Raw genomic sequence first — 24,033 nt, forward strand, 5'->3', positions numbered from 1 at the left:
AATATGAAAACGCTTCGCTTGCTGTTAGGCGACCAATTAAACCATAAACATTCTTGGTACGACGATCCGAATGAGGATATCATCTATTTCTTAGCCGAAATGCGGCAAGAAACCGATTATGTAAAGCACCATATCCAAAAAGTTGTAGCCTTTTTTGAAAGCATGCGAAATTTTGCCGATTGGTTGGAGGACCGTGGTCATACGGTAATCTTCTATCAATTGGATGACTCGGAGAACAAACAAGACCTTCCGAAGAACCTTAAAAACCTTATCGACGAACATGCTATTAAAAAATTTGAATACCAACTTCCCGACGAATATCGATTGGATGAGCAACTAAACGATTTCTGTAAAACGCTTGACATCGAAACCGAAGCCTTCGATACCGAGCATTTTCTTACTAGCAGAACAGATTTAGAAGAATTTTATGAGGGAAAAAAAGAATTGACCATGGAATACTTCTACCGATATATGCGGAGGAAGTACGATATCATGATGGTTAACGATAAAGACCCAGAAGGCGGGAAATGGAATTTCGACAAAAGCAATAGAAAGAAATGGAAGGGCGAACCCGAGATACCGCACGAAAAAGGATTTCGGAAAGATGTTTCAAAAACAGTGGCAAGAATTAAGGATGCAGGGGTCACTACCTTTGGAAACATTCAAGAGAAAAATTTCAACTGGCCGACCGCTCGCGAAGATTGCTTAAAAGTTTTGAACTATTTCTGTAAAAATCTGTTGGTTCATTTCGGCGATTATCAAGATGCCTCGCATACCGACCAGGCATATTTGTTTCACTCCCGATTATCCTTCGCCATGAACAGCAAAATGCTTCATCCCAAGGAGGTGATAGATTCGGTTATCGGATATTGGCGCGAGCATCAAGATGCTATCGATATTTCACAGGTGGAAGGATTTGTACGTCAGATTCTCGGTTGGCGCGAATATATGCGAGGGATCTATTGGAAAGAAATGCCCGGCTATCGTCGTTCAAACAAATTAGATAATCAAAATGAGTTGCCAGAATTTTATTGGACTGGCGATACGAAGATGAATTGTCTTCATCATGCCATCACCCAAAGTTTGGACAATGCATACGCCCACCACATTCAACGATTAATGATTACCGGAAACTTTGCGCTGTTGGCGCAATGCCATCCTGATGACGTTGACGCTTGGTATTTGGGGATCTATATCGATGCCATTGAATGGGTAGAGATTACGAATACTCGAGGGATGTCGCAATATGCCGATGGTGGTATTGTAGCAACCAAGCCTTATGTTTCAAGCGGTAGTTACATCAATAAGATGAGCAATTATTGTAAAGATTGTCACTATTCGGTGAATAAGAAAACAGAAGAAGATGCATGTCCGTTCAACAGCTTGTATTGGAACTTTTTAGATGATAAGAAAGAACATTTCAAGGATAATCAGCGTATGAATATGATGATGAGCCTGTTGGAAAAAAAGTCGGCAAAAGACCTTTCAGCCCTGAAAGAGCGCGCCGCAGATATTATTCAAAATCCTAACGACTATTAACAGAAGTCGTTAAACCCTGGTTAAAGTAGAATCGGTCAACACACAATTGTTGTAGCTTTAATACTATTAAACAAAAAAGCTATGAGTGATTTAATTTGGCTTATCGTTGTAATACTAATCATTGGATGGTTAGTCGGGTACTTCGGTTTCGGTGAAGCCGTTGGAAGTCTAATCCACATTCTATTAGTATTGGCAATCATAGGTATTTTGTATCGTTTGGCCACGGGCCGACGACCGTAAAACAATCATGTTAACCTTTAAAACCACAATTATGAAAAAAGTATTTTTATTGATGTTCCTAGCTGGAATTCTAAGTACAGGATTTGTTAGCTGTAGAGAACAAAACGACGTAGCAGACGATGTTGAGGATGTTGCAGACGATGTTGAAGATGCAGTAGATTAATCATCCTCTCATCTTAAAAATAAAAAAAGGTCTCGAAATTCGAGACCTTTTTTCTTGCTTACAATTAGGGATTACGCACTGATGGGCTCCTCAGTAATAACATCAGCGACGCGATTGTAGTGAAATAATTGCGATTTGTAAAAGTGAATAGGTTTGTGTCCTTTCTCAAGACATCCCTTAAGCGTTTCCTCAAGGTTATCGTATGAAATTTTTATGGTTGACGTTTCCGATAAATCGAAAAGCTTACTGTCATCTCCTTGCGCACCTTGCCCTTTATACAATGCTATTTCTTTCTCATCGTAATCGATGGTAATGGCCGCAGCGTTGAAAAAGAATTTCAACAGCGACTTTTGAAAGCTATAATAATGTGGGTTCAGCAATTGATCGGCTGCGCAGCTTTTCTTAATAAGCTTACGCATTTCGTCGTGTACTAACGTTTTCTGATTTTTCATAACGCTTGATTTTGAATCCAAGATAAATATGAAAAATAGAAAAGCCACTCGTTTCGAGTGGCTTTAGCGTCAATTTAACTGCGGTTGTTAAGAATTTTAAAAACTTATCGTTCGGTTTCCAGGCCTTCTTTTTCCCAGTTCAGAATTCCCCCATCTAAGTCGTACACTCTTTCAAATCCGAGATCGCGTAGAGTTTTGGCAGCGCGCGCACTTCGCCCACCACTTCGGCAATAGACATACACCGGTTGCGATTTATCCAATTCCTTAACTCTTTCCTCAAAATCATCGTCGGTTACACAAATGTTTTGGGCATCCCGTAAATGACTAGCGCTAAATTCTTCAACAGTACGTACGTCGACCAATTGTGCTGAATTATCCTCCTGAAGTTTTTGTAAAAACTCGGATGGTTTCAACACGGTGTCTTCCTGTGCACTACCGTTATTACAGGCAATACAGCTGAAAAGAACCACTATAGCAAACACTTTCTGTATCATAGTGAAGAAGTTTTGTCACCATCCCACTCCGAAAATCCGCCCAGAAGGTTGTAACAGTTTTCGATTCCTTTCGATTTCATGATGGCGCAAGCTTGCGCACTACGTCCGCCAGAACGACAATACACATAATAGTTTTTGGAAGCGTCCAGTTTTTCAACCGCTTCCATAAACTTGGGCGGGTTCTGAATATCGATCTGTTTCGCTTCTGGAATATACCCTTCGGCTACTTCCGCATCGGTACGTACATCCAGGATTACAGCGTTATCGTCTTTTTCGAGCTTTTCGCTCCATTCTTGTTGTGAAAGATCCATAGCTTGATTTTAATATACAGACAAAAGTAAGAATTATGTTAGGTTTCTTCACCTTCAACAAAAAATAAACCGACCCAGATAACGAGTCGGTTTGCTTTCAATTTCATGGTAGTCTACTGTTTTACACTACAACCAATCGCTTTTGTTTCCTTTACGGTCACTTCTTTTCCAGCCAACAGTTCATTCACGGCATTGGCCAAAAAGCGCTCCTTCACGGCATCGCCATTGCGAACATTATCATCGATAGCACCGATATATTTTACGATGTTTTTACCGTTTTCCTTTTGAAGCAAGTATACATGCGGTGTTTTGGTAGCACCATAGGCAGCATACACCGTTTTATAGCCTCCATATAGATATGGAAAGGTGAAGCCTGCCTCTTTCGCCTTCGCTTGCATTAGCTCATAGGTATCGTCTGGTTGTACCTCGGGGTTATTCGGATTAATAGCGATTACGGGATATCCTTTTTTCTTGAATTCTTGGTCTAAGGCTACGATCCGATCTTCACTGGCGACCGCAAACGGACAGGTATTACAGGTAAAGATTACGATATACCCCTTCGCATCTGGATAGTCGGAAAGCGACACCATATCGCCATCGACATCCTTAAGCTCAAAGTCGGTTGCTTCGTCTCCAATACTATATCCATCCGCAAAGGTAGGAAGATTAGGTGTGGAAGATTTTGTGGTAAATCCATAAATAGCACCAATGGTAACGAGGACCACGACTATTTCTAGTAAAAGATGTTTTCTTTTCATGATTGTTGATTTATAAACGTTTGTACTTCTTTTTCAAGTGATTCGTAAGTGAAGGATTGTTCGAAGAATTTTCGTTCCCCATTCTGTAAGAAAATAGTGGCCGGAATGGCACCACTCCAATCTCGTGAAACTTTCGGAATCCATGTATTGCCATCGGGATCATCCAATAAAACCACCTCCGATTGTAAGTTTTTATTTTTGATGAAGGGTAATACCTGCGATTCTACCTTATCTGGAAAATCAAGACTCGCCAACACCACTTTCACGTTTTTATCAGAATAGTTTTCCCGAAGCTGTTCAAACGCTGGCAGCTCTTTTACGCAGGGCTTGCACCAAGTTGCCCAGAAATTCATGACATATAAGGTGTCATTTGTCGCTTCGAAATAGCGCTCGGACAGGCCTTCAAAATTGTAAGTAGGTAATAAGACAGTTTTAGAATTGGAAGGAACTTCTTCAACTATGCTAGCTTCGCTTTTTTCTTCAATAGTGGCAGTATCACCATTATCCTCTTTCTCCTTGCAGCAAGTAAGCAATACGAGCACCGCTAATAGCATGACTTGTTTCATGTTCTAAAAATATTGAATTGGCTTGACCTAACCTTCAGATTTAACAATTTGTATCAGAAGGGATTGAAGCGATTCTTAAAAAAACGTTAAAGATTATGACAGACTCCATTTTCACCATACATTTGTATATACAAATATTGTTGATACATATATGAAGATCGAAGACGCCATAAAAGCATCTAAGGAAATGCCACTTCCAACCAAGACAATTATTAACCTGATGTATACCAGTAGGATTGTTGAGGAGCAAGTTGCACAGGAACTGAAACCCTTCGATTTGAGTATTCAACAATATAATGTACTGCGTATCCTTCGCGGACAAAAAGATGCTCCGGCCAACCTAAGTACAATAAATGAGCGTATGGTTGATCGCAGCAGTAACACCACCCGATTGGTCGATAAACTGATCAAGAAAGGTTGGGTACGTCGTCAGGTGTGCAGACAAAACCGAAGAAAGGTGGAGATTTTCATCACCGATGATGGAAAAGAATTATTAGCGGAATTGGATTCCATAACCGAAGCCAACAATGCCGCTATCATTGAAAATTTAAAAAGTGAGGAACTTCAGCAACTAAATAGTTTGCTGGACAGCTTACGATCCTAATAATTGCTAACTATAATTTTAAAACAGAACGCTATGAAAAAAATCGCAAAACCCATATTAATCTTGGCTGTTGCCACTGGCACCGCAGCCTTTACTTCTTCCGACCGTAAAAGCATTAACGTAGAGGAAAGCACTATTGAATGGAAAGGTAAAAAAGTCCTTGGTTCACACAACGGGACGATTAATCTACAGAGTGGCTACCTAGAAATGGACGGAAACAACTTGGTCGGTGGCGAATTTGTAGTCGATATGACCTCAATCGTTTGTACTGACCTCGAAGGAGACGGCAAAGGAAAATTGGAAGGTCACTTGAAGAGCGACGATTTCTTCGGTGTCGAAAACCATCCTACTTCTACGTTGGTCATCAAAAAGGCAACACGCGAAGGAAATGTGTACGATGTAACAGGCGACCTTACCATTAAGGGAATTACAAACCCAATCGATTTTGAATTAACGATGGGTGAAAGCACTGCTATTACCAGCGTCCGTATTGACCGAACAAAGTACAATGCACGCTATGGTTCTGGAAGTTTCTTCGACAATTTAGGCGATAACACGATTTCCGATACGTTTGTATTGGACGTGACGCTAAAATTCTAATGAAAAAGAAAAAGTTGCGACCAAAGGGCTTGTCTTTATGGCAAGCCTTTTTTTATGCCTTCTTCAACAAAGATTCCCGTTATCTTTGCTGAAATTTTCAAGCGAATGAAAATCTTGGTCATCGATAATTACGACAGCTTTGTCTACAACCTTGTTCATTATTTAGAGGAATTGGACTGCGACGTTGTGGTGAAACGAAACGATCGGTTTTCACTTGAAGAAGTAGCAGCTTACGATAAAATTCTTTTATCGCCCGGCCCTGGAATTCCCGATGAAGCTGGTTTGTTGAAGCCCTTACTTCTTCAGTATTACCAAACAAAGCCCATTCTTGGCGTCTGTTTAGGACAGCAAGCCATTGGGGAAGTATTTGGTGGTACGATTGAAAATTTGGAGAACGTTTTCCATGGTGTGGCTACGAAGGCTTTCATTTTAGTTGAAGATGAACCCTTGTTCAAAAATATTACGTCTCCTTTTGAAATCGGTCGCTATCATTCTTGGGTCGTCTCCAAAAAGAACTTCCCTCCGATGCTTGAAATTACTGCAGCGGATGAAAACGGTCAGATCATGGCCTTGCGTCATCGGGAGTATGATCTTCGTGCGGTTCAGTTCCATCCCGAAAGCGTGTTAACCCCTGAAGGCAAAAAAATAATCCAAAATTGGGTTCGCCATTCGTAAACGGTTGAAGTCTGCTTCAACCACCGTATCTTTGTCGTTCCATGAAAGCAATTCTAATCGCTCCCTTCCTATTCCTGATTCGGGTGTACCAAAAAGTGATTTCACCCCTCACCCCTTCTACCTGTAGATACACGCCAACGTGTTCGCACTACAGTGTGGAAGCGCTGAAAACCCATGGTTTGTTAAAAGGAGGATGGTTAGCCTTAAAGCGCATAGGAAGTTGCCATCCGTGGGGCGGTTCGGGCTATGATCCGGTTCCTCCCAAAAAAGAAAAATAAGAACCGACGTTACCCTTTTCGGTTTTGCTATCTTTACACCTACAAAAATTACAACCATGACCTATTTTTCGGCTATTGTCTGGGACCCATCCCCGGGAATCGACCTCGGCTTCTTTGTCATCCGCTACTACAGTTTGATGTTTGTCATCGCCTTCACCCTCGGATGGTTCATTATGAAGAAAATATTCAAAAATGAAAACGAATCTGAAACGAAACTCGATAGCCTTTTCATCTATATGGTCGTTGCTACCTTACTCGGAGCGCGGCTGGGACATGTTATATTCTACCAAACGGAACTAATATGGGAAGATCCGCTAGCTGTTTTTCTTCCCATCCAAACTGTTCCGGAATTCGAATTTACCGGCTTTCAAGGCTTGGCCAGTCACGGTGCAGCCATCGCCATCATTATTGCGATGTTTATTTATAGCAAAAAGGTGTTGAAAAAACCGGTATTGTGGATTTTGGACCGAATCGTAATTGCCGTTGCCTGTGGTGGAATCTTTGTTCGACTTGGAAACTTTATCAATTCCGAAATCATTGGAAAGCCAACCAATAGCGATTACGGAGTTATTTTTAAGCAATTGGGTGAAAACTTCCCACGACACCCCGCGCAGTTATATGAATCGGCAGGCTACATCATCGTGTTTTTACTGCTGTGGTTCATTTATTGGAAAACGGACAAGCGAAATTATTTAGGCTATATTTTCGGAGTGTTTTTAATCCTGCTCTGGACGGTACGGTTCTTGGTTGAATTCGTCAAGGAAGCACAAGTAGCTGAACGTGCCGAATGGGCCTTAAACACGGGTCAGTGGTTAAGTATTCCGTTTATTTTGGTCGGTATATTCCTAATGGTGCAATCGAAAAAGAAACCCATAGCATAACATGAAGAAGTTTTCATTACTACTCGTATTACTCGCTTTTTCCCTTACGGTATTTAACTGTAAGGAGAAGAAAGAGGAAAAGGTATTAACAAAAAAAGTTTCCTTTAAAAAAGAAGGGGAACTTCAGCTAAAAAAGGCCGAAACCGATTCTATCGTAGCCTCTTTGGATATCGAAATAGCCAAAAATGATTATGAGATCCAAACCGGATTGATGTATCGCCAGAGTATGGCTGAAAACCGAGGAATGCTGTTTATTTTCGAAGACGAATTACGACGCTCGTTTTATATGAAGAATACCGAATTTCCGTTGGATATTATTTATTTAAACGAAGCGCGCAAAATAGTCGACATTAAGAAAAATGCGCGTCCATTGGATGAAACCTCACTCCCTTCCACCCAGCCCGCTCGCTATGTCTTGGAAGTAAATGCTGGCCTTAGCGACCGTTGGGGACTTGAGGAAGGCGACTATATCGAGTATACTACTTCAACAAACTAAGAATATTCATTTTATAACATAATTCGTCTTTTCAACTATTTATCGTAATATTGCAATATAACAATATAAGAAATATGGGACTCGCAAAAACAGAACTATTCACTACCCAACAAAATACCATTGCTACTTTTGCAAAAGCATTTGCACATCCTGCACGAATCGCTATTTTGGAGCAGCTGTTTAAAACGGAGGGCTGTGTTTGTGGTGATTTGGTGACAGAAATAGGCTTGGCGCAGCCCACCATTTCACAACATTTGAAAGAACTTAAGAATTTAGGCCTTATCAAGGGAAATGTGGAAGGCACCAGTGTTTGCTATTGTATCGATACCGATAATTGGCAGCAGATGAAACAGGAAATGGAAGTCTTTATGAACCAGGATACAGCCGCTCCCGAAGATTGTTGTTAAAAAATTTAGATCAATTAATCGCTTTATTGCAATAAATAAATATTAACTTAAAACCCATACACTATGAAACCCTTAAACTTTATAGTATCAATTTTAGTAGTTAGCCTACTAACGCTATCGGGATCCGCTCAAAACTTAGATTTGAAAATTGCTTCCGCAGTGACAACAATCGAAGCTGAATTTTCAGAAATTCCGAAAAATAGAATCGCAGAACTGAATCAAATTGCCTACGCTATTTCCCGAAAAACCGATAAGAACCAGTCAGTTTCAATTATTCTAGCTGACTTAAACGCCTCTGAAAAAGTCCAACTTGGAGCGGTTTGGCTTCGAACTGGTCTAGAATACTACAACATAGATAATATTGATATAGTTATCGCAGGCCTTCACTCCCCTCTAATGAATAGGTCCCTTGACGGTATCGATAGTTATGGCTTTACCGTTTCCTCGGAAAACAATGGACGTTACTCGGTGAGATACGGTAATGGAAGCTGGGAGTTTTCACCTATATTATTTAAAGATGCAAAGGAAGCTTATGGTGGCGACTTAACAATTCTATTCGAAAGCAATACGATGGCAGCAAAAGAAAAATCTACAATCGCCTTACCGATGTTTAAGAAAGAATATATTGCAAGAGAAATGATATACCTTGCATTCAGACTTAATTCACTTAAAAAATAATTATGACATTAGAAGACATAAAACAAAACCTATCACATTTAGACACTATAACTTTTTCCTTGCCGAGTGGTGTATTGGTACCGGAACACTTTCATGTAACTGAAATCGGCCATGTTAAAAAGAAGTTTATCGATTGTGGGGGGACCCTTCGTGAAGAAGAGAAAATCAATTTTCAACTGTGGAGCGCTAACGATTACAACCATCGCCTTCATCCTGAAAAACTAGTTAACATCATAAATCTTTCCATCGAGAAATTAGGACTTCCTACTGATGCTGCGATAGAAGTGGAATACCAAGGCAACACCATTGAAACCTACGGATTGGAATTCGCAGATGGTAGTTTTCAACTAGTTTCGACCCAAACCGATTGTTTGGCAAAGGATGCTTGTGGCATTCCCGAAAAAAAGGAAAAAAGAGCCTTGTCGAGTATACAGGCCGAGCCATGTTGTTCGCCATCGTCTAACTGCTGTTAAGTTTTTTCTATGTTTTCCACCCTAAAAGAAACCATCGAAAGGCTGGATGTCTCAACCATCAATGATGAACGCCTTGAACTGTTGGATCCTATTGCAACGAAATGGAGCAATATACTCAGCAATGAAGACCGATTAAACATCCTCTTTATCTGTACCCATAACTCTAGACGCAGTCACCTTGCCCAGCTTTGGGCTCAAGCAATTTTCATCTATACTGGCATTGAAGGAGTTCAAACATATTCTGGCGGTACCGAGGCCACTCGGGTGTATCCAACTGTTCTAGAGGTTTTGGAAGCCCAAGGATTTGAGATATTACGCCTTTCTCAAGAAGACAATCCTGTTTATGCTTTAAAATATGAAGAAACGGAGGTACCTAGCATTGCCTTTTCAAAGGAATATGGGCATGACTTTAATCCAAGTCATGGTTTCTCAGCCATTATGACCTGTACCGAAGCCGATGGTGGTTGTCCGTTTGTAGCAGGTGCTAGCTCCCGGTTTTCACTTCCCTATGAAGATCCAAAGACATCCGATGGCTCTTCCGAAGAATTGGAAACCTACACCGAACGCAGCCTTCAGATTGCCACCGAATTAAAATATATCTTTCAAAAAATCGAAAAAACCGTATGAGTCGACCTAAGCAACTCGGATTCCTAAATCGTTATCTCACTCTTTGGATTTTCCTTGCCATGGCGGTTGGCGTGGGCATTGGGTATTTTTTCCCCAGTTTTCCCGATATCGTCAATTCTTTCAGCAGTGGAAGCACGAATATTCCCATCGCTATCGGCTTGATCATTATGATGTATCCGCCCTTGGCGAAGGTGAAGTATTCTCTACTTCCGAAAGTATTTAAGAACGTAAAGGTATTATCAATTTCCTTATTATTGAACTGGATTATCGGTCCACTACTGATGTTTTTCCTCGCTATCATTTTCCTTCCAAACCACCCCGAATACATGGTTGGTTTGATTTTGATCGGCCTAGCGCGTTGTATCGCAATGGTGTTGGTATGGAACGATTTGGCGGAAGGCAGCAGTGAATATGGCGCTGGCTTGGTTGCCTTGAATAGCGTCTTTCAGGTAGTAGCCTATAGCTTTTATGCCTGGCTTTTTATCACCAAACTTCCTCCCCTACTCGGATTTGAAGGCGCCATAGTCGAAATATCCATTGCGACCATTGCAGAAAGTGTTGCTATCTATCTAGGAATTCCTTTCGCGCTCGGAATATTGAGTCGTGTGGTATTGGTTCGCTTAAAAAGTGAAGAATGGTATCGGAATAGTTTTATCCCGACCATTTCACCCTTAACCTTGATAGCCCTTCTGTTTACTATTGTTGTGATGTTTTCCTTAAAAGGTGAATTAATTGTGGAACTCCCACAAGATGTGTTGCTAATCGCCATTCCCTTGCTTATCTATTTCGCACTGATGTTCTTTATCGGATTCTTTGTAAGTAAGGCTACAGGCGCTACCTACGATAAGAATGCAGCGATTTCCTTTACCGCTGCTGGAAACAATTTTGAATTGGCCATAGCGGTCGCCATCGCCGTCTTCGGACTAAATTCCGGGCAGGCGTTTACCGGCGTTATCGGTCCGTTGGTTGAAGTTCCCGCCCTAATTCTGTTGGTTCGGGTTTCCTTTTGGCTTCGAAAGAAGTATTATTTGAAAGAGGCATAAAAAAAGGAAGCTGTTTTTAGAGTTCTAAAAACAGCTTCCTATCTATATTCTATAAGAGTATTACGCCTTTGGCTTATCTGCTTCGGCTTCTTCCTCTTCGTCTTTCTTATCCGTTAAATCGATACCGCGCTTCTTCACAGTATCGTAGAATACTGGCGTTGCGATGAACAACGATGAATAGGTACCCACCAATACACCTACAATCAAGGCGAAAATCAATCCGCGAATCGACTCTGCTCCAATAATGAAGATCGAAAGCAATACGATTAAGGTCGTTACCGAGGTGTTCAATGTACGACTTAACGTACTATTCAAGGCACTATTGATTATACGATTCATCTTCCAGCTTGTGTGCTCGTTAAAGAACTCACGGATACGGTCGAATACAACCACTGTATCGTTCAGGGAGTAACCGATTACCGTCAAGATTGCCGCAATAAAGGATTGATCGATCTCCATGCTAAACGGCATAATCTTATACGTTAATGAGAAGATACCCAATACAAGCAACACATCGTGGAATACCGCTGCCACAGCACCCAAAGAGAACTGCCATCTTCTAAATCGTAATAGGATGTATAAGAATACTACAATAAGTGAACCAAGCACCGCCCAGAAAGAGGCTTTCTTGATATCATCGGCAATCGTCGGACTTACTTTGTAATATTCCATTCGACCGACTTCTTTTCCTTCTTCATCACTCTTAAAGTCGTCGTATGACATTCCAGAAGGCAAGTTGGGTTGAAGGCCTTGGAAAAGCATTTGCTCAATTTCCTGGTCTACTTCCTGACTTGCTTCGTCAACTTTATATTTTGTGGTAATCTTCAACTGGTTATCGCTACCATAGGTTTTTGCCTCAGCACTTCCGAAGACTCCGATCAGATCTTGCTCAACAGCGTTGGCATCAACCGTTTTCGCAAAACGAACAGTATAGGTACGTCCACCGACGAAGTCAACCCCTTGATTCAATCCGTTAGTAAACAACGAACCTAAACTGATAAGGATCAAGATTCCAGAAATGATATACGCTACTTTACGCTTTCCTAAGAAATTGATGTTCACATTCTTGAACAAGTTCTTTGTGAAAGAAGTAGAACAAGTAAGCGATTTGTTGTTTTTGGTATACCCATCGATAAACAAGCGCGTGATAAAAATCGCGGTGAATAATGATGTAAGGATACCTATTAATAAGGTAGTCGCGAATCCTTGAATCGGACCGGTACCGAACACCAATAGAATAAGACCTGTAAGTCCCGTGGTGATGTTCGCATCAAGAATGGAAGACAAGGCATTGTTGAAACCATCTTTAATGGCGTCGCGTTGTGCTTTCCCTTTGGCCAGTTCCTCACGAATCCTTTCAAAAATCAGTACGTTCGCATCTACCGAAATACCGATTGTTAATACGATACCAGCAATACCAGGCAACGTTAACACTGCGCCAAGTCCAGCTAATATTCCGAAGATGAACAGAATATTTACAATTAGAGCAACATCGGCAAAGGCACCTGCTTTTCCATAGTAGAAAATCATCCAAAGCAATACGAAACCTAATGCAATGATAAAGGAAATAATACCACTGCTAATCGCTTCCTGACCTAGGGTTGGTCCAACAACTTCCGCCTGAATGATATCGGCTGAAGCAGGAAGTTTACCCGCGCGTAATACGTTTGCTAAATCCTGTCCTTCCGTAATGGTGAAATCACCTGTAATTTGAGTACTTCCTCCAGAAATAGCTCCGTTTGTAACGGTTGGTGCAGAGTATACAATATCATCCAGCACAATCGCTATCTGACTTTGGTTTTGGAAGGCCTCACCCGTCATTTCTTCCCATTTCTTGGCTCCCTGACCATTCATCTGCATGGAAACTGCCACACGTCCTACTTGATCGTATGTCTGTGCAGCATCGGTAACAACACCTCCAGAAATTGGTGCTTCATTGTTTCGGTTGCTACGAATGGCATAAAGACTTGTTACTTCGCCATCTACTCCCTCTCGAGTGGTCGGCAATCCCCAAACAAATCGCGCGTAACGAAGATCGTTCGGCAATAGCGAACGGATTTCAGGCATGCGCAAATATGAATTGATGGCTGCTGTATCTTGTAGTTTGAAAACCGCCAATGTAGCACCTCCCTGGAATCCAGGCGATACTACCTTGTCGAAGATTGGGTTTTCGGCAGCTTCATCTTCAACATCTTCACCACCCAAAAGATCACTTAGGTCGTCTGTTTCGGTAGAATCCTGCTGAGCGACAGCTTCATTTTGTTCTGTTGAAGAAGTATCAGCTACTTGCTCGTTTTCTTCCATTTCATCGGTTGCTTCCTCAGTAGCTGTATCAGCATCCGAACTATTTGTATTTTTTTGCTTTAAACGCTCATTGGCTTGTTGAAGGAATCCGCCAAAAGCATCTGCCTTATACACATGCCAGAACTCAAGCTGGGCAGTACTCTGCAATAATTTCTTAACACGCTCTACATCCTTCGCACCCGGCAATTCTACCAAGATACGCCCAGAATTTCCAAGACGCTGGATGTTTGGTTGGGTTACCCCAAACTTATCGATACGTTTCCGCAATACTTCAAATGCAGAGGCTACCGACTCGTCTATTTTTCGTTCCAACACGCCACGAACTTGATCGTTCGACATATTGATGTTGATATCCTCCTCAAGGTTTTTGTTGAAGAAGATGTTTGGTGACGCCAATTGGTTATCGCCGGGCAGTTCCTCAAAGGCTTGGAAGAACGACTCTAGGTAGGTATCCTGACTTTCTTTTTGAAGTTCATTGGCATTTGCAATCGCTTGGTTGAAGGCGGGGTCCTTGGAATTGTTAGCCAATCCACGAAGAATATCCTGAACCGAAATCTGAAGGATTACGTTAATACCACCCTTAAGGTCAAGACCTTTGTTCAGCTCCTTGTCCTTAGCAGTATTATAGTCGATTCCCAAGATGTATGGGTCTCCTCCAATTGAGTCCAAGTAACGCGATTCTGCCTCTTGGCGAAGCTGGGGTTCGTCTTCGCTGTACTTGCTCTGTGCAAAGGTTTCCGCATCTCCTTCCACTTTATTTGCGATAAACGTAAAAGATAATTGGTAAAGACTTACCAATCCGAAAAGGATCGCAAAAACGGTAATGAGTCCTTTATTCTGCATTCTCAAAAATGTTTATATGGTTGTAAGCCCGATTTTTCGGGTGTGCAAATATAGTTTTTCAGCAAAGAAATGCCAATTAATTTCAATTTTTAAATAGGTAAGCAAAGGGAGTGTTTTATACCTTAATTATTATTTCAGCACTAAACAGCCCTATTAAATAAATCTTACGCGTCCTCTTCACCCACAAAAATTAAGAGTAAAAATCTATCGACTGATGATCAAACACTTGCGCCACTCAAATATGCCAACAACACATCAAATAAAAATTATTTGTCAACTTTTTTATGTTGATAAATTCATAGTTTTCTGATTAACAATTAATTAACAATTCATTCTTGACAACTTTTGAAAATTGCTCGAAAAACCGCTTGTTCTGTTTTCTATATTTACATACTCGATACAATTTGATAACAACCAAATAATCCAGTCTGATTTATGCAAGTAAAAGCCACCGCAAAAAGCAAAAAAACCTACACTCAGGAGGAAGCCTACGAAGCCTCTCTGAAGTATTTTAAAGGAGACGATCTCGCCGCAAGGGTTTGGGTGAATAAATACGCCCTGAAGGATTCCCACGGAAACATCTACGAAAAGACACCGGACGATATGCACAAGCGTATCGCTTCGGAAATCGCCCGAATCGAAAAACGTTATCCAAACGGATTGACCAAAGATGAAGTATTCGATCTTATTAAGGACTTCAAATACATCGTACCACAAGGTAGTCCAATGGCCGGAATTGGAAATCCGTATCAAATCGCTTCGCTTTCCAACTGTTTCGTAATCGGAAACAAAGGAAATAGCGATAGTTATGGTGGCATAATGAAAATAGATCAGGAACAAGTCCAGCTTATGAAGCGTCGTGGAGGCGTTGGTCACGACTTGTCTCACATACGCCCAAAAGGATCGCCAGTTAAGAATTCGGCGCTTACCTCAACAGGCATCGTACCCTTCATGGAGCGTTTCTCAAACTCTACACGCGAGGTGGCTCAGGACGGTCGTCGTGGTGCCTTAATGCTTTCCGTTTCTATCAACCACCCAGATGCAGAGGATTTTATCGATGCCAAGATGGAACAAGGGAAGGTGACCGGAGCAAATGTTTCAGTTCGAATTGACGATGGCTTTATGAAAGCTGTTAAAGACGAAACTACCTACACCCAAAAATATCCAGTCTTTAGCGATACGCCGAAGTATTCTAAAGAGATTGAAGCCAACAAGCTTTGGAAGAAAATCGTGCATAACGCTTGGAAATCGGCCGAGCCTGGAATCCTGTTCTGGGATACCATCACAAATGAATCGGTGCCAGATTGCTATGCCGATCTTGGCTATCAGACCGTATCGACCAATCCATGTGGTGAAATTCCACTCTGTCCTTACGATTCCTGTCGCTTGTTAGCAATCAACCTATTCTCTTATGTTGAAGAACCCTTCACCAAAAAGGCGAAATTCAATTTCGACCTTTTCAAAAAGCATATCGCAGCGGCACAACGTATTATGGACGATATCATCGACCTTGAACTGGAAAAGGTAGATGCTATTATCGAAAAGATCGATGCCGACCCTGAAACGGAAGAAGTAAAAATGGTTGAGCGCAACCTTTGGATGAACATTCGCAGAAAAGCCGAAGAAGGTCGCCGAACCGGAATCGGTATTACTGCCGAAGGCGATATGTTAGCGGCACTTGGTATTCAATATGGAAGCAAGGACGGAATCGATTTCTCTGAGGAGATCCACAAAACAATTGCCATCGAAGCCTATCGCGCTTCCGTTCACACTGCTAAAGAACGCGGTGCTTTCGAAATTTTCGATGCGGAGCGTGAGAAGGAAAATCCGTTTATTCTTCGCCTTAAGGAAGCAGACGAGCAACTGTATTATGAAATGTTGGAGCACGGGCGACGAAACATTGCGCTTTTGACCATCGCACCAACAGGAACTACCAGTTTGATGACGCAGACGACGTCTGGAATAGAACCAGTATTTCTTCCTGTTTATAAGCGTCGCCGTAAGGTGAACCCGAACGATAAGAATGTTCGTGTTGATTTTGTAGACGAAGTAGGCGATTCTTGGGAAGAATACGTTGTGTTCCACCACCGTTTTAAGGAATGGATGCATGCACAAGGTCATGATACCAACAAAAACTACACACAAGCTGAATTGGATGCTTTGGTAAAGAAATCGCCATACTACCAAGCCACCAGTAACGACGTGGATTGGTTGAACAAAGTGCGTATGCAAGGTCGTGTTCAGAAATGGGTAGACCACAGTATCAGTGTTACCATTAACCTTCCGAATGATGTAAGTGAAGAATTGGTAGGTGAACTGTATTTGGAAGCCTGGCAGGCCGGTTGTAAAGGTGTAACCGTGTATCGCGATGGTTCTCGAAGCGGGGTTCTTATTTCCAATGATGAAAAGAAAACTGAAGAGGAAGAAACGTTGACCAAATTCCCGACCAAACGTCCACAGATCTTACAAGCTGACGTGGTTCGGTTTCAGAATAATAAGGAAAAATGGATTGCTTTTATCGGCTTGATTGAAGACCAGCCATATGAAATTTTCACTGGTTTAGCCGATGATGAGGATGGTATTCTTATTCCTCGTTGGGTGAATGAAGGGTTGATTATCAAAAATCGAAATGAAGACGGTACGTCACGCTACGATTTCCAATATCAAAACAAGCGTGGCTATAAGACCACGATTGAAGGCCTGTCGCATAAATTCGACCCAGAGTTCTGGAACTATGCAAAGTTAATCTCCAGTACGCTCCGTCATGGTATGCCAATTGACAAAGCCATCGAGCTTATCAATAGCCTTCAGTTAAATAGCGAAAGCATCAACACTTGGAAAAATGGTGTGGCACGAGCGTTGAAACGCTATGTTGCCGACGGTACATTGGCCCGTAAGCAGAAGTGCGATAACTGTAACTCGTCGCAACTTATCTATCAAGAAGGTTGCCTGACCTGTAAGGATTGCGGCTCTTCGAAATGCGGCTAATGCTTTCTACTTGTATACTAAAAAGCCTCCGAAATTCGGAGGCTTTTTTATTTCAACTACATGAAAAACTTTTTATAGCTCCAACAAACCATTGGTTTTGCTAACACCTTCAGCACTTGTCTTTAGGTGGTCTCTTTCTGCATCGTTCAATTCGATATCGACAATTTTTTCGATACCGTTTCGTCCTAACACAACAGGAACACCGATGCAAAGATCGTTTAATCCGTATTCACCTTCCAACAAGGTAGAACATGGGAAAATTTTCTTCTGGTCGCAAGCAATCGCTTGTACCAATCCGCTTACGGCGGCACCTGGCGCATACCAAGCCGAAGTTCCTAATAATTTGGTAAGGGTTGCCCCTCCAACCTTCGTATCTTCTTTTACTTGATCTAGGCGATCTTCAGAAATGAATTCAGTTACGGGAACGCTATTACGAGTAGCCAAACGGGTTAGTGGCACCATTCCGGTATCGCTATGACCACCGATTACCATTCCGTCGACATCGCTGATTGGAGCACCCAGCGCTTCTGCCAAGCGATACTTAAAACGTGCGCTATCCAATGCGCCACCCATTCCTATAATTCGGTTCTTAGGAAGATCGGTTGTTTTGTGAACCAAGTAGGTCATTGTGTCCATTGGGTTGCTTACCACGATGATGATGGCATTAGGAGAATGTTCCAATAAACTGCTAGAAACCGATTTTACGATACCGGCATTAGTTCCGATAAGCTCTTCACGTGTCATTCCAGGCTTTCGTGGTACACCACTAGTGATAACACAAATGTCGCTATCGGCAGTTTTACTGTAATCGTTAGTCGACCCTACGATTCTTGTATCGAAACCATTTAAAGAAGCGGTTTGCATCAAGTCCATCGCCTTTCCTTCGGCGAATCCTTCCTTAATATCTACTAAAACTACTTCACTAGCAAAATTTTTAATGGCAATGTACTCGGCACAACTTGCACCTACAGCACCTGCTCCTACTACTGTAACTTTCATTATCTATATATTTTTTGAATGAGAAATTGATTGGTCGCTACCAACAGGGGTAGCCGAGTGCAAAAGTACGATTATCTGCCTGAAATTGTGATAACAAATTATTAAATTCCGAAGTGAACCCCCACGGAAGCGGTATTATATTCCGCAATATTGTAATCGGCATGCAGCCCAAAAAATGCTAAACGAAGGGAAACTCCTATCGATGCACGTAATCCCGAAGTTTTTTGATCGATAGAAAACGGATCGGTAAAGGTAGCTGTATTTTCCACAAGCGGGATTCCAGCCTCCACCCGATATGTTCCCAGTACGTCAAATTCTGAGGTTCCGGAAACATATCCTACTCCACCATACACATTGAAGATTTTCATTTTAGTTGAAGCTTGTAGTTGAAACAACCAGCTATTCTGAGTGACATTAAATTTTTGGTTATCACCATCGATGATCTCGTCATCGGTAAAATCATAATTCCCGCTAAGGTTGGTGTAGGCAATAACTCCTGAAAGCGCCACTGGAAAAGTGTTTTCAGGGGCTAACCACTGTGAAAATTCATGCTGCAGTCCAAAACCCAAAACACCAGTTTCAACATCTTCCCGTTCTATTTTTGGAAAGTACCGAAACTTCACTTCAGTCGCCTTGAAGATTCCCAATCGTGCTTGTAAAAACGCTGTTGGTAGAATATTTAGGTCGGCAGATGCTAGACCTTGTGGTAAAAAGAATTCTACTTCCTCGGTAAACTGTCCCGTTGGGTCGGTTACTTCAGCATATACTAAGATATCGGGATCGTTTTCTCCAAAGGCGGTGGCCACCCCCTGGGCATTCGGTCCGTTTCGGAAATATAGATTGTTATAGTCGTTTTCATCCAATAAAAACGATTTTTGATCTTCCTTGATAAAGGAAGCGTTCCCAACAACAGAAATATCAAATTTCAATGGCTTCTTAACCTCTGCAGATTGTACCCATCCGTTAGCCGTGTTGTGAACAGCGCCATCGAAGCCCGGCCCCATATATGCCGATGCAAAGCGTTTGGCATCAGCAACACCAGCAGCGAGTATATCTTCCAGGTTTTCCTGGGCAGACGACGGATAAATTGTGAGAACTAATGTGCAAATAAAAAGTAGGGATTTCGTTTTCATGACGTTAGGTTTTCTGAAAAATAAAAAACCCGTGCGAGTTGGCACGGGTTGTTCTGAAAGATTTAACGCTTCGTATTAAGCGTCGATATTTGCATATTTTGCGTTCTTCTCGATGAATTCACGACGTGGTGGCACCTCATCGCCCATCAACATTGAGAAAATTCGATCGGCTTCAGTTCCATTATCGATGGTTACCTGGCGTAACGTTCGGAACTCAGGATTCATGGTAGTGTCCCAAAGTTGTTCTGCGTTCATCTCACCAAGACCCTTATATCGCTGGATACTCGCGCCGCCGCCCATTTCTTCATTTAGCTTCGCACGTTCTTCATCGCTCCAAGCATACGCCAATTTCTTACCTTTTTTCAACAGGTATAGTGGAGGCGTAGCGATATACACGTGACCTGCTTCGATCAAGTCCTTCATATAACGGAAGAAGAAGGTAAGAATCAATGTTGCAATGTGACTACCATCGACATCGGCATCACACATAATTACGATTTTATGATAGCGAAGTTTTTCAAGGTTTAATGCTTTACTGTCTTCTTCGGTACCAACGGTAACTCCTAAAGCTGTAAAAATGTTTCGAATTTCCTCATTTTCGAAAACTTTGTGACTCATCGCTTTTTCAACATTCAAAATCTTACCACGTAACGGTAAAATAGCTTGAAAATTACGATCACGACCTTGTTTGGCCGTTCCTCCTGCCGAGTCACCCTCGACAAGGAATACTTCACATTGTTCCGGATCCTGTTCAGAGCAATCGCTCAGCTTACCAGGAAGTCCGGCACCACCCATCACGGTTTTACGCTGTACCATTTCACGGGCCTTTCTAGCGGCATGACGTGCTTGTGCAGCGAGGATAACTTTTTGCACGATCGTTTTGGCATCGTTTGGATTTTCCTCTAGGTAATTTTCCAACATTTCGGAAACCGCTTGACTTACCGCTGCTGATACTTCGCGATTCCCAAGTTTTGTTTTGGTCTGCCCCTCGAATTGTGGCTCGGCAACCTTCACCGAAACGATGGCTGTTAATCCTTCCCGAAAATCATCACCCGAGATATCAAACTTCAATTTATCCAACATTCCGGAAGCATCGGCATACTTCTTCAATGTAGTTGTTAGTCCACGACGAAAACCCGTTAGGTGTGTTCCTCCCTCATGGGTATTGATATTATTAACGTAGGAATGAAGGTTTTCATTAAAAGAAGTGTTGTAAACCATGGCTACTTCAACGGGAATGTCGTTCTTTTCCCCTTCCATAGAAATGACTTCCTTGATAACAGGTTCACGGGTTTCATCCAAGAATTTGATAAATTCCTTTAGGCCTTCTTCACTATGGAACGTTTCACTAACATATTCACCATTATCCTCCACGTTACGCTTATCGGTAATGCTAATGGTAAGTCCTTTGTTAAGAAACGCCAACTCACGCATTCGACTAGAAAGCGTATCATAATTATAATTTAGAGTTTGTTGGAATATTTGTGGATCAGGTTTGAAAGTTACGATAGTCCCACGTTTATCCGTTTCACCAATCGACTTAACAGGATATAGCGGTTTGCCGCGCTCGTATTCCTGTTCCCAAATTTTACCATCGCGATGTACAGTGGCTTTAAGGTTTTCGGAAAGCGCATTTACCACGGAAACACCTACCCCGTGCAAACCACCTGAAACCTTATAGGAGTCCTTATCAAACTTACCACCGGCACCAATCTTAGTCATAACAACCTCAAGCGCAGACACACCTTCTTTTTTATGTAAATCGACTGGAATTCCTCGGCCATTATCCTCTACCGTAATGGAATTATCTTCATTAATCCAGACCTGCACGGTATCGCAATAGCCTCCCATTGCTTCATCGATGGAGTTGTCCACAACTTCGTACACCAAATGGTGCAGCCCTCGGACACCTACATCGCCAATATACATGGAGGGTCGCATGCGTACGTGCTCCATCCCTTCAAGTGCCTGGATACTATCGGCACCATACACTTTAATATTTTTTTCGTCCTTCATAAAATTAGGTTGTTTTTCAAACAAATTTGAATCCAAACAAATATAACAAAAGCCCTTATATTATTGGGGGTTTGGGCTAGTTGGAAGGGGTAAGTTATTAACAAAAAATGTGGAAAAACGGTCCGTAAAAAGGATACAAATTGAAAACCATGCAATTTTGGTATGAAATTGGCATACTATGAATTGTAATTAGGCGTTTCTTTACTGTAAGTTCGATCCTAATTAATCGACTTTAATACCAAAAAAACTATGAAGAATTTATTGTTCCTACCTGTCTTTTTTCTACTAATAAGCTTCTCAAGTGCCGAAGCGCAAACCTTCCCTAAAATGGACTCAAGCCCGATGGACCTCACCATGGCAAGAGCCGATCGAAATACACCTCCTATTGCACGCGTGATTTACAGCCGACCGCAGAAAAAAGGACGTGATATCTTTGGGGATTTGGTTCCTTATGGTGAAGTATGGCGAACTGGAGCGAATGAAGCAACCGAACTCACATTGTACAAAACAATGAAGTTTAATGGCACCACCTTAACACCACGCACCTATACCCTATACACGGTTCCAAATGAAGACGAATGGACGATCATTATCAACGGTGATACGAATGTTTGGGGTGCTTACAGCTATAAGAAAGAAAAGGATCTAGCGCGCATGAATGTAGAGGCTAAAACCGCAGCAGCACCTACGGAATCTTTGTCGATGGTATTTAGGCCGGAAAGCAACGGTACCACCTTAATGATTGGATGGGACAGCACCTATGTGGAAATACCCTTTATACTGGCAAATTAATGCCGCTAGCTATTGAATAGTAGTAATCCCACTTCGATGGGATTTTTTATGGAATATTAAGGTATTTGTGTGTTTGAAGTGACACCTTCCATTTGGGGTGTTTCATGACATAGTCCACTATTTTCGGAATCATTTTGTCTCGCTTGCTCCATTCGGGTTGAAGATATAGAATGCAATCCTTAGCAACCTTCTCTGCTTGTTCTTCTGCGAAATCGAAATCGCTATTGTTATACACTATAACCTTTAACTCGTTAGCCCTGTTATAGATGTCGGGTTTTGGAAGCTTTATTTTTTTTGGCGAAAGACAAATCCAATCCCATGTTCCGGTAAGGTCATAGGCTCCCGATGTTTCGATATGAATATCCAAGCCTTTTTCCTTCAAAAGCGATGTTAAAGGACCCATATCCCAGGTTAATGGCTCTCCACCGGTAATGACAATCGTTTTTGAATAGTGGGCAGCATTTTCTGCTATTGAAGTGATTTCTGAAGGTGGATGAATATCTGGGTTCCAACTTTCCTTTACATCGCACCAATGGCAGCCTACATCGCAGCCTCCCACGCGAATAAAGTAGGCAGCCGTTCCTTTATGGAAGCCTTCTCCCTGTATGGTATAAAACTCCTCCATCAAAGGAAGCATTACTCCTCTTTCAACCTTTTGTTTCACGGCTTCATTCATGGCGCAAAAATACACAAACCTACGGCAACAGCATTTTTTATCCTAGCAAAAGTCAACTTACAATTTTATACATGTGATTTGAACGAAAAATCTTTCATTTTATCGAAAATTTAACAAATAAAAGTTTGAAGTCTTCTCAAAAAATGACAAGCCGATTAGATTTGTTCCAAAAGCTCCCTATTATGAAACTTCTATCATACAGAATTCTACCTGTTATACTATTAGGATTATTCACAACAATATCGACTTTAGCTCAAGTAGGTATCGGAACCACGACTCCTGATACTTCCGCAATTCTTGATATTTCTTCTACAGATGCTGGCGTATTGCTTCCAAGATTAACGACTGCAGAAAGAGACGCGATTGCATCACCGGCAACTGGTTTGCTGCTATTTAATACCGACACTAATGCTATTGAGTATAATGATGGGATTTCAACAGTTCCCGTATGGGCTGCGGTTACTTCCCGAATATCCACCGATACAAAGGGAGATTCGGTAAAGTATAGCAATACCGATACCACCACAGACGTTAATCCAGATACAGCAATCGACCTTCCCGTTTTCGGCACTATGGAATGGAACGACAACACATCGCTTTATGTTGTTGGGGGCAATCAGATAACCATCAACGAAACTGGCCGCTACGAGATTCGAGTCAACGTATCACTTTTTAACTCCTCTGGTACAGCTAGAAATGCACCAGAAATAAGAATAAATGTGAATGGCACTGGGGTGGGTTCTTTCGGTTCTACTGGATACATGCGAAATAATGGCGGCCATAGAAGTGCTTCTCTTCACATTACCGAAACTATCTCTGTCACAACTGGCGACGTTATAACAGTTGCCATTGTACGTGAAGGCAATGGGGACATCGTAAATTTGCGTAGCGTGGGTAGCTCGAATATCTATATCGAAAAGAAAAGCTAGATCCATACTTGCTTTTTTCATTGCGCCAAATTTCAAGCTGTATGTTGGGTATAAATAGTATTTTTACC

Annotated in this window: 27 protein-coding genes; 17 read left to right on the forward strand and 10 right to left on the reverse strand. The window is 41.8% G+C overall.

The genetic code is table 11. The features are described from left to right. The first annotated feature begins 3 nt into the window (after positions 1 to 3). The 3 genes from I4Q58_RS11070 (at position 4) to I4Q58_RS11080 (ending at position 1,942) form a co-directional block, all read left to right on the forward strand. Positions 4 to 1,539, forward strand: coding sequence for a cryptochrome/photolyase family protein (locus I4Q58_RS11070; RefSeq protein WP_203295948.1), 1,536 nt, complete (start codon positions 4 to 6; stop codon positions 1,537 to 1,539). An 81-nt stretch (positions 1,540 to 1,620) separates the two neighbouring features. Next, entirely contained in the window at positions 1,621 to 1,779 is a 159-nt protein-coding gene (locus I4Q58_RS11075) for a lmo0937 family membrane protein (RefSeq protein ID WP_203295949.1), read from the forward strand. Positions 1,780 to 1,786: 7 nt separating this feature from the next. Continuing rightward, positions 1,787 to 1,942, forward strand: coding sequence for a hypothetical protein (locus I4Q58_RS11080; protein ID WP_203296238.1), 156 nt, complete (start codon positions 1,787 to 1,789; stop codon positions 1,940 to 1,942). Positions 1,943 to 2,013: 71 nt separating this feature from the next. Here the strand turns inward: I4Q58_RS11080 and I4Q58_RS11085 are convergent, their stop codons facing one another. From I4Q58_RS11085 to I4Q58_RS11105, 5 genes are all read right to left on the reverse strand, one after another. Then, positions 2,014 to 2,394, reverse strand: coding sequence for a hypothetical protein (locus tag I4Q58_RS11085; RefSeq protein WP_203295950.1), 381 nt, complete (start codon positions 2,392 to 2,394; stop codon positions 2,014 to 2,016). Between the two features lie 104 nt (positions 2,395 to 2,498). Beyond that, positions 2,499 to 2,888, reverse strand: a complete 390-nt coding sequence (locus I4Q58_RS11090) for a rhodanese-like domain-containing protein (protein ID WP_203295951.1) — start codon at positions 2,886 to 2,888, stop codon at positions 2,499 to 2,501. Next, complete coding sequence (locus I4Q58_RS11095) at positions 2,885 to 3,199, reverse strand: rhodanese-like domain-containing protein (RefSeq protein WP_203295952.1); 315 nt, start codon at positions 3,197 to 3,199, stop codon at positions 2,885 to 2,887. Before I4Q58_RS11095 ends, I4Q58_RS11090 begins: the two co-directional genes overlap by 4 nt. A 113-nt stretch (positions 3,200 to 3,312) precedes the next feature. Next, positions 3,313 to 3,957 carry a thioredoxin family protein gene (locus I4Q58_RS11100; protein ID WP_203295953.1) on the reverse strand — a complete coding sequence of 215 codons (645 nt, stop codon included), beginning with the start codon at positions 3,955 to 3,957 and terminating at the stop codon, positions 3,313 to 3,315. Continuing rightward, positions 3,954 to 4,523 carry a TlpA disulfide reductase family protein gene (locus tag I4Q58_RS11105; protein WP_236002905.1) on the reverse strand — a complete coding sequence of 190 codons (570 nt, stop codon included), beginning with the start codon at positions 4,521 to 4,523 and terminating at the stop codon, positions 3,954 to 3,956. Before I4Q58_RS11105 ends, I4Q58_RS11100 begins: the two co-directional genes overlap by 4 nt. 151 nt (positions 4,524 to 4,674) lie before the next feature. On the opposite strand from I4Q58_RS11105, the gene I4Q58_RS11110 reads away from it, so the two are divergent. From I4Q58_RS11110 to arsB, 11 genes are all read left to right on the forward strand, one after another. After that, positions 4,675 to 5,127, forward strand: coding sequence for a MarR family winged helix-turn-helix transcriptional regulator (locus I4Q58_RS11110; protein WP_203295954.1), 453 nt, complete (start codon positions 4,675 to 4,677; stop codon positions 5,125 to 5,127). A 33-nt stretch (positions 5,128 to 5,160) separates the two neighbouring features. Then, positions 5,161 to 5,727: a YceI family protein gene (locus I4Q58_RS11115; RefSeq protein ID WP_203295955.1), complete on the forward strand. Its 567-nt coding sequence runs from the start codon at positions 5,161 to 5,163 to the stop codon at positions 5,725 to 5,727. Between the two features lie 54 nt (positions 5,728 to 5,781). Continuing rightward, positions 5,782 to 6,402, forward strand: coding sequence for an anthranilate synthase component II (locus I4Q58_RS11120; protein ID WP_236002906.1), 621 nt, complete (start codon positions 5,782 to 5,784; stop codon positions 6,400 to 6,402). Between the two features lie 41 nt (positions 6,403 to 6,443). Next, the gene (gene yidD / locus I4Q58_RS11125; RefSeq protein WP_203295956.1) at positions 6,444 to 6,680 is read left to right on the forward strand and encodes a membrane protein insertion efficiency factor YidD; all 237 of its coding nucleotides are present in this window, start codon (positions 6,444 to 6,446) and stop codon (positions 6,678 to 6,680) included. Between the two features lie 56 nt (positions 6,681 to 6,736). Continuing rightward, complete coding sequence (gene lgt / locus I4Q58_RS11130) at positions 6,737 to 7,561, forward strand: prolipoprotein diacylglyceryl transferase (RefSeq protein WP_203295957.1); 825 nt, start codon at positions 6,737 to 6,739, stop codon at positions 7,559 to 7,561. 1 nt (position 7,562) lies between these two features. Further along, entirely contained in the window at positions 7,563 to 8,057 is a 495-nt protein-coding gene (locus tag I4Q58_RS11135) for a DUF192 domain-containing protein (RefSeq protein ID WP_203295958.1), read from the forward strand. 74 nt (positions 8,058 to 8,131) lie between these two features. Beyond that, entirely contained in the window at positions 8,132 to 8,464 is a 333-nt protein-coding gene (locus tag I4Q58_RS11140; protein ID WP_203295959.1) for an ArsR/SmtB family transcription factor, read from the forward strand. 63 nt (positions 8,465 to 8,527) lie between these two features. Then, positions 8,528 to 9,142, forward strand: coding sequence for a hypothetical protein (locus I4Q58_RS11145; protein ID WP_203295960.1), 615 nt, complete (start codon positions 8,528 to 8,530; stop codon positions 9,140 to 9,142). Positions 9,143 to 9,144: 2 nt separating this feature from the next. Next, the gene (locus tag I4Q58_RS11150) at positions 9,145 to 9,615 is read left to right on the forward strand and encodes a DUF6428 family protein (RefSeq protein ID WP_203295961.1); all 471 of its coding nucleotides are present in this window, start codon (positions 9,145 to 9,147) and stop codon (positions 9,613 to 9,615) included. A gap of 9 nt (positions 9,616 to 9,624) precedes the next feature. After that, positions 9,625 to 10,242 carry an arsenate reductase/protein-tyrosine-phosphatase family protein gene (locus tag I4Q58_RS11155; protein ID WP_203295962.1) on the forward strand — a complete coding sequence of 206 codons (618 nt, stop codon included), beginning with the start codon at positions 9,625 to 9,627 and terminating at the stop codon, positions 10,240 to 10,242. After that, entirely contained in the window at positions 10,239 to 11,285 is a 1,047-nt protein-coding gene (gene arsB, locus I4Q58_RS11160) for an ACR3 family arsenite efflux transporter (RefSeq protein WP_203295963.1), read from the forward strand. Before I4Q58_RS11155 ends, arsB begins: the two co-directional genes overlap by 4 nt. 60 nt (positions 11,286 to 11,345) lie before the next feature. Here the strand turns inward: arsB and secDF are convergent, their stop codons facing one another. Next, positions 11,346 to 14,432, reverse strand: coding sequence for a protein translocase subunit SecDF (secDF, locus tag I4Q58_RS11165; protein WP_203295964.1), 3,087 nt, complete (start codon positions 14,430 to 14,432; stop codon positions 11,346 to 11,348). Positions 14,433 to 14,867: 435 nt separating this feature from the next. Here secDF and I4Q58_RS11170 point away from each other — a divergent pair, with 435 nt between their 5' ends. Then, entirely contained in the window at positions 14,868 to 17,420 is a 2,553-nt protein-coding gene (locus I4Q58_RS11170) for an adenosylcobalamin-dependent ribonucleoside-diphosphate reductase (protein WP_203295965.1), read from the forward strand. Between the two features lie 72 nt (positions 17,421 to 17,492). Here the strand turns inward: I4Q58_RS11170 and mdh are convergent, their stop codons facing one another. From mdh to gyrB, 3 genes are all read right to left on the reverse strand, one after another. Continuing rightward, positions 17,493 to 18,419, reverse strand: a complete 927-nt coding sequence (gene mdh, locus I4Q58_RS11175) for a malate dehydrogenase (protein ID WP_203295966.1) — start codon at positions 18,417 to 18,419, stop codon at positions 17,493 to 17,495. A 101-nt stretch (positions 18,420 to 18,520) separates the two neighbouring features. Continuing rightward, positions 18,521 to 19,552, reverse strand: coding sequence for a DUF6588 family protein (locus I4Q58_RS11180; protein ID WP_203295967.1), 1,032 nt, complete (start codon positions 19,550 to 19,552; stop codon positions 18,521 to 18,523). A gap of 75 nt (positions 19,553 to 19,627) precedes the next feature. Continuing rightward, complete coding sequence (gene gyrB, locus I4Q58_RS11185; protein WP_203295968.1) at positions 19,628 to 21,568, reverse strand: DNA topoisomerase (ATP-hydrolyzing) subunit B; 1,941 nt, start codon at positions 21,566 to 21,568, stop codon at positions 19,628 to 19,630. A gap of 249 nt (positions 21,569 to 21,817) precedes the next feature. Here gyrB and I4Q58_RS11190 point away from each other — a divergent pair, with 249 nt between their 5' ends. Continuing rightward, positions 21,818 to 22,360 (forward strand): DUF2911 domain-containing protein, encoded by a 543-nt coding sequence (locus I4Q58_RS11190; protein ID WP_203295969.1) that lies wholly within the window; start codon positions 21,818 to 21,820, stop codon positions 22,358 to 22,360. A 46-nt stretch (positions 22,361 to 22,406) separates the two neighbouring features. Here I4Q58_RS11190 and I4Q58_RS11195 read toward each other — a convergent pair whose 3' ends face one another. Beyond that, positions 22,407 to 23,036 carry a 7-carboxy-7-deazaguanine synthase QueE gene (locus tag I4Q58_RS11195; RefSeq protein WP_203295970.1) on the reverse strand — a complete coding sequence of 210 codons (630 nt, stop codon included), beginning with the start codon at positions 23,034 to 23,036 and terminating at the stop codon, positions 22,407 to 22,409. A 182-nt stretch (positions 23,037 to 23,218) separates the two neighbouring features. Between I4Q58_RS11195 and I4Q58_RS11200 the strand changes: the two genes are divergently transcribed. Next, on the forward strand, positions 23,219 to 23,965 hold the full coding sequence (locus I4Q58_RS11200) for a hypothetical protein (RefSeq protein WP_203295971.1): 747 nt from the start codon (positions 23,219 to 23,221) through the stop codon (positions 23,963 to 23,965). Positions 23,966 to 24,033 lie beyond the last annotated feature (68 nt).

This window comes from Luteirhabdus pelagi (assembly GCF_016827595.1).
Lineage (GTDB): Bacteria > Bacteroidota > Bacteroidia > Flavobacteriales > Flavobacteriaceae > Luteirhabdus > Luteirhabdus pelagi.

Bases quoted from the DNA above. Each gene is read 5' to 3' on its own strand.
- I4Q58_RS11150 (WP_203295961.1), top strand. From the start codon at position 9,145: ATGACATTAGAAGACATAAAACAAAACCTATCACATTTAGACACTATA.
- I4Q58_RS11090 (WP_203295951.1), bottom strand. From the start codon at position 2,888: ATGATACAGAAAGTGTTTGCTATAGTGGTTCTTTTCAGCTGTATTGCC.
- I4Q58_RS11155 (WP_203295962.1), top strand. From the start codon at position 9,625: ATGTTTTCCACCCTAAAAGAAACCATCGAAAGGCTGGATGTCTCAACC.
- gyrB (WP_203295968.1), bottom strand. From the start codon at position 21,568: ATGAAGGACGAAAAAAATATTAAAGTGTATGGTGCCGATAGTATCCAG.
- I4Q58_RS11180 (WP_203295967.1), bottom strand. From the start codon at position 19,552: ATGAAAACGAAATCCCTACTTTTTATTTGCACATTAGTTCTCACAATT.
- arsB (WP_203295963.1), top strand. From the start codon at position 10,239: ATGAGTCGACCTAAGCAACTCGGATTCCTAAATCGTTATCTCACTCTT.
- I4Q58_RS11075 (WP_203295949.1), top strand. From the start codon at position 1,621: ATGAGTGATTTAATTTGGCTTATCGTTGTAATACTAATCATTGGATGG.
- I4Q58_RS11115 (WP_203295955.1), top strand. From the start codon at position 5,161: ATGAAAAAAATCGCAAAACCCATATTAATCTTGGCTGTTGCCACTGGC.
- I4Q58_RS11135 (WP_203295958.1), top strand. From the start codon at position 7,563: ATGAAGAAGTTTTCATTACTACTCGTATTACTCGCTTTTTCCCTTACG.
- I4Q58_RS11105 (WP_236002905.1), bottom strand. From the start codon at position 4,523: ATGAAACAAGTCATGCTATTAGCGGTGCTCGTATTGCTTACTTGCTGC.
- I4Q58_RS11110 (WP_203295954.1), top strand. From the start codon at position 4,675: ATGAAGATCGAAGACGCCATAAAAGCATCTAAGGAAATGCCACTTCCA.
- I4Q58_RS11190 (WP_203295969.1), top strand. From the start codon at position 21,818: ATGAAGAATTTATTGTTCCTACCTGTCTTTTTTCTACTAATAAGCTTC.
- I4Q58_RS11100 (WP_203295953.1), bottom strand. From the start codon at position 3,957: ATGAAAAGAAAACATCTTTTACTAGAAATAGTCGTGGTCCTCGTTACC.
- I4Q58_RS11195 (WP_203295970.1), bottom strand. From the start codon at position 23,036: ATGAATGAAGCCGTGAAACAAAAGGTTGAAAGAGGAGTAATGCTTCCT.
- I4Q58_RS11070 (WP_203295948.1), top strand. From the start codon at position 4: ATGAAAACGCTTCGCTTGCTGTTAGGCGACCAATTAAACCATAAACAT.
- I4Q58_RS11120 (WP_236002906.1), top strand. From the start codon at position 5,782: ATGCCTTCTTCAACAAAGATTCCCGTTATCTTTGCTGAAATTTTCAAG.
- I4Q58_RS11200 (WP_203295971.1), top strand. From the start codon at position 23,219: ATGAAACTTCTATCATACAGAATTCTACCTGTTATACTATTAGGATTA.
- lgt (WP_203295957.1), top strand. From the start codon at position 6,737: ATGACCTATTTTTCGGCTATTGTCTGGGACCCATCCCCGGGAATCGAC.
- yidD (WP_203295956.1), top strand. From the start codon at position 6,444: ATGAAAGCAATTCTAATCGCTCCCTTCCTATTCCTGATTCGGGTGTAC.
- mdh (WP_203295966.1), bottom strand. From the start codon at position 18,419: ATGAAAGTTACAGTAGTAGGAGCAGGTGCTGTAGGTGCAAGTTGTGCC.
- I4Q58_RS11085 (WP_203295950.1), bottom strand. From the start codon at position 2,394: ATGAAAAATCAGAAAACGTTAGTACACGACGAAATGCGTAAGCTTATT.
- I4Q58_RS11145 (WP_203295960.1), top strand. From the start codon at position 8,528: ATGAAACCCTTAAACTTTATAGTATCAATTTTAGTAGTTAGCCTACTA.
- I4Q58_RS11140 (WP_203295959.1), top strand. From the start codon at position 8,132: ATGGGACTCGCAAAAACAGAACTATTCACTACCCAACAAAATACCATT.
- secDF (WP_203295964.1), bottom strand. From the start codon at position 14,432: ATGCAGAATAAAGGACTCATTACCGTTTTTGCGATCCTTTTCGGATTG.
- I4Q58_RS11095 (WP_203295952.1), bottom strand. From the start codon at position 3,199: ATGGATCTTTCACAACAAGAATGGAGCGAAAAGCTCGAAAAAGACGAT.
- I4Q58_RS11170 (WP_203295965.1), top strand. From the start codon at position 14,868: ATGCAAGTAAAAGCCACCGCAAAAAGCAAAAAAACCTACACTCAGGAG.
- I4Q58_RS11080 (WP_203296238.1), top strand. From the start codon at position 1,787: ATGTTAACCTTTAAAACCACAATTATGAAAAAAGTATTTTTATTGATG.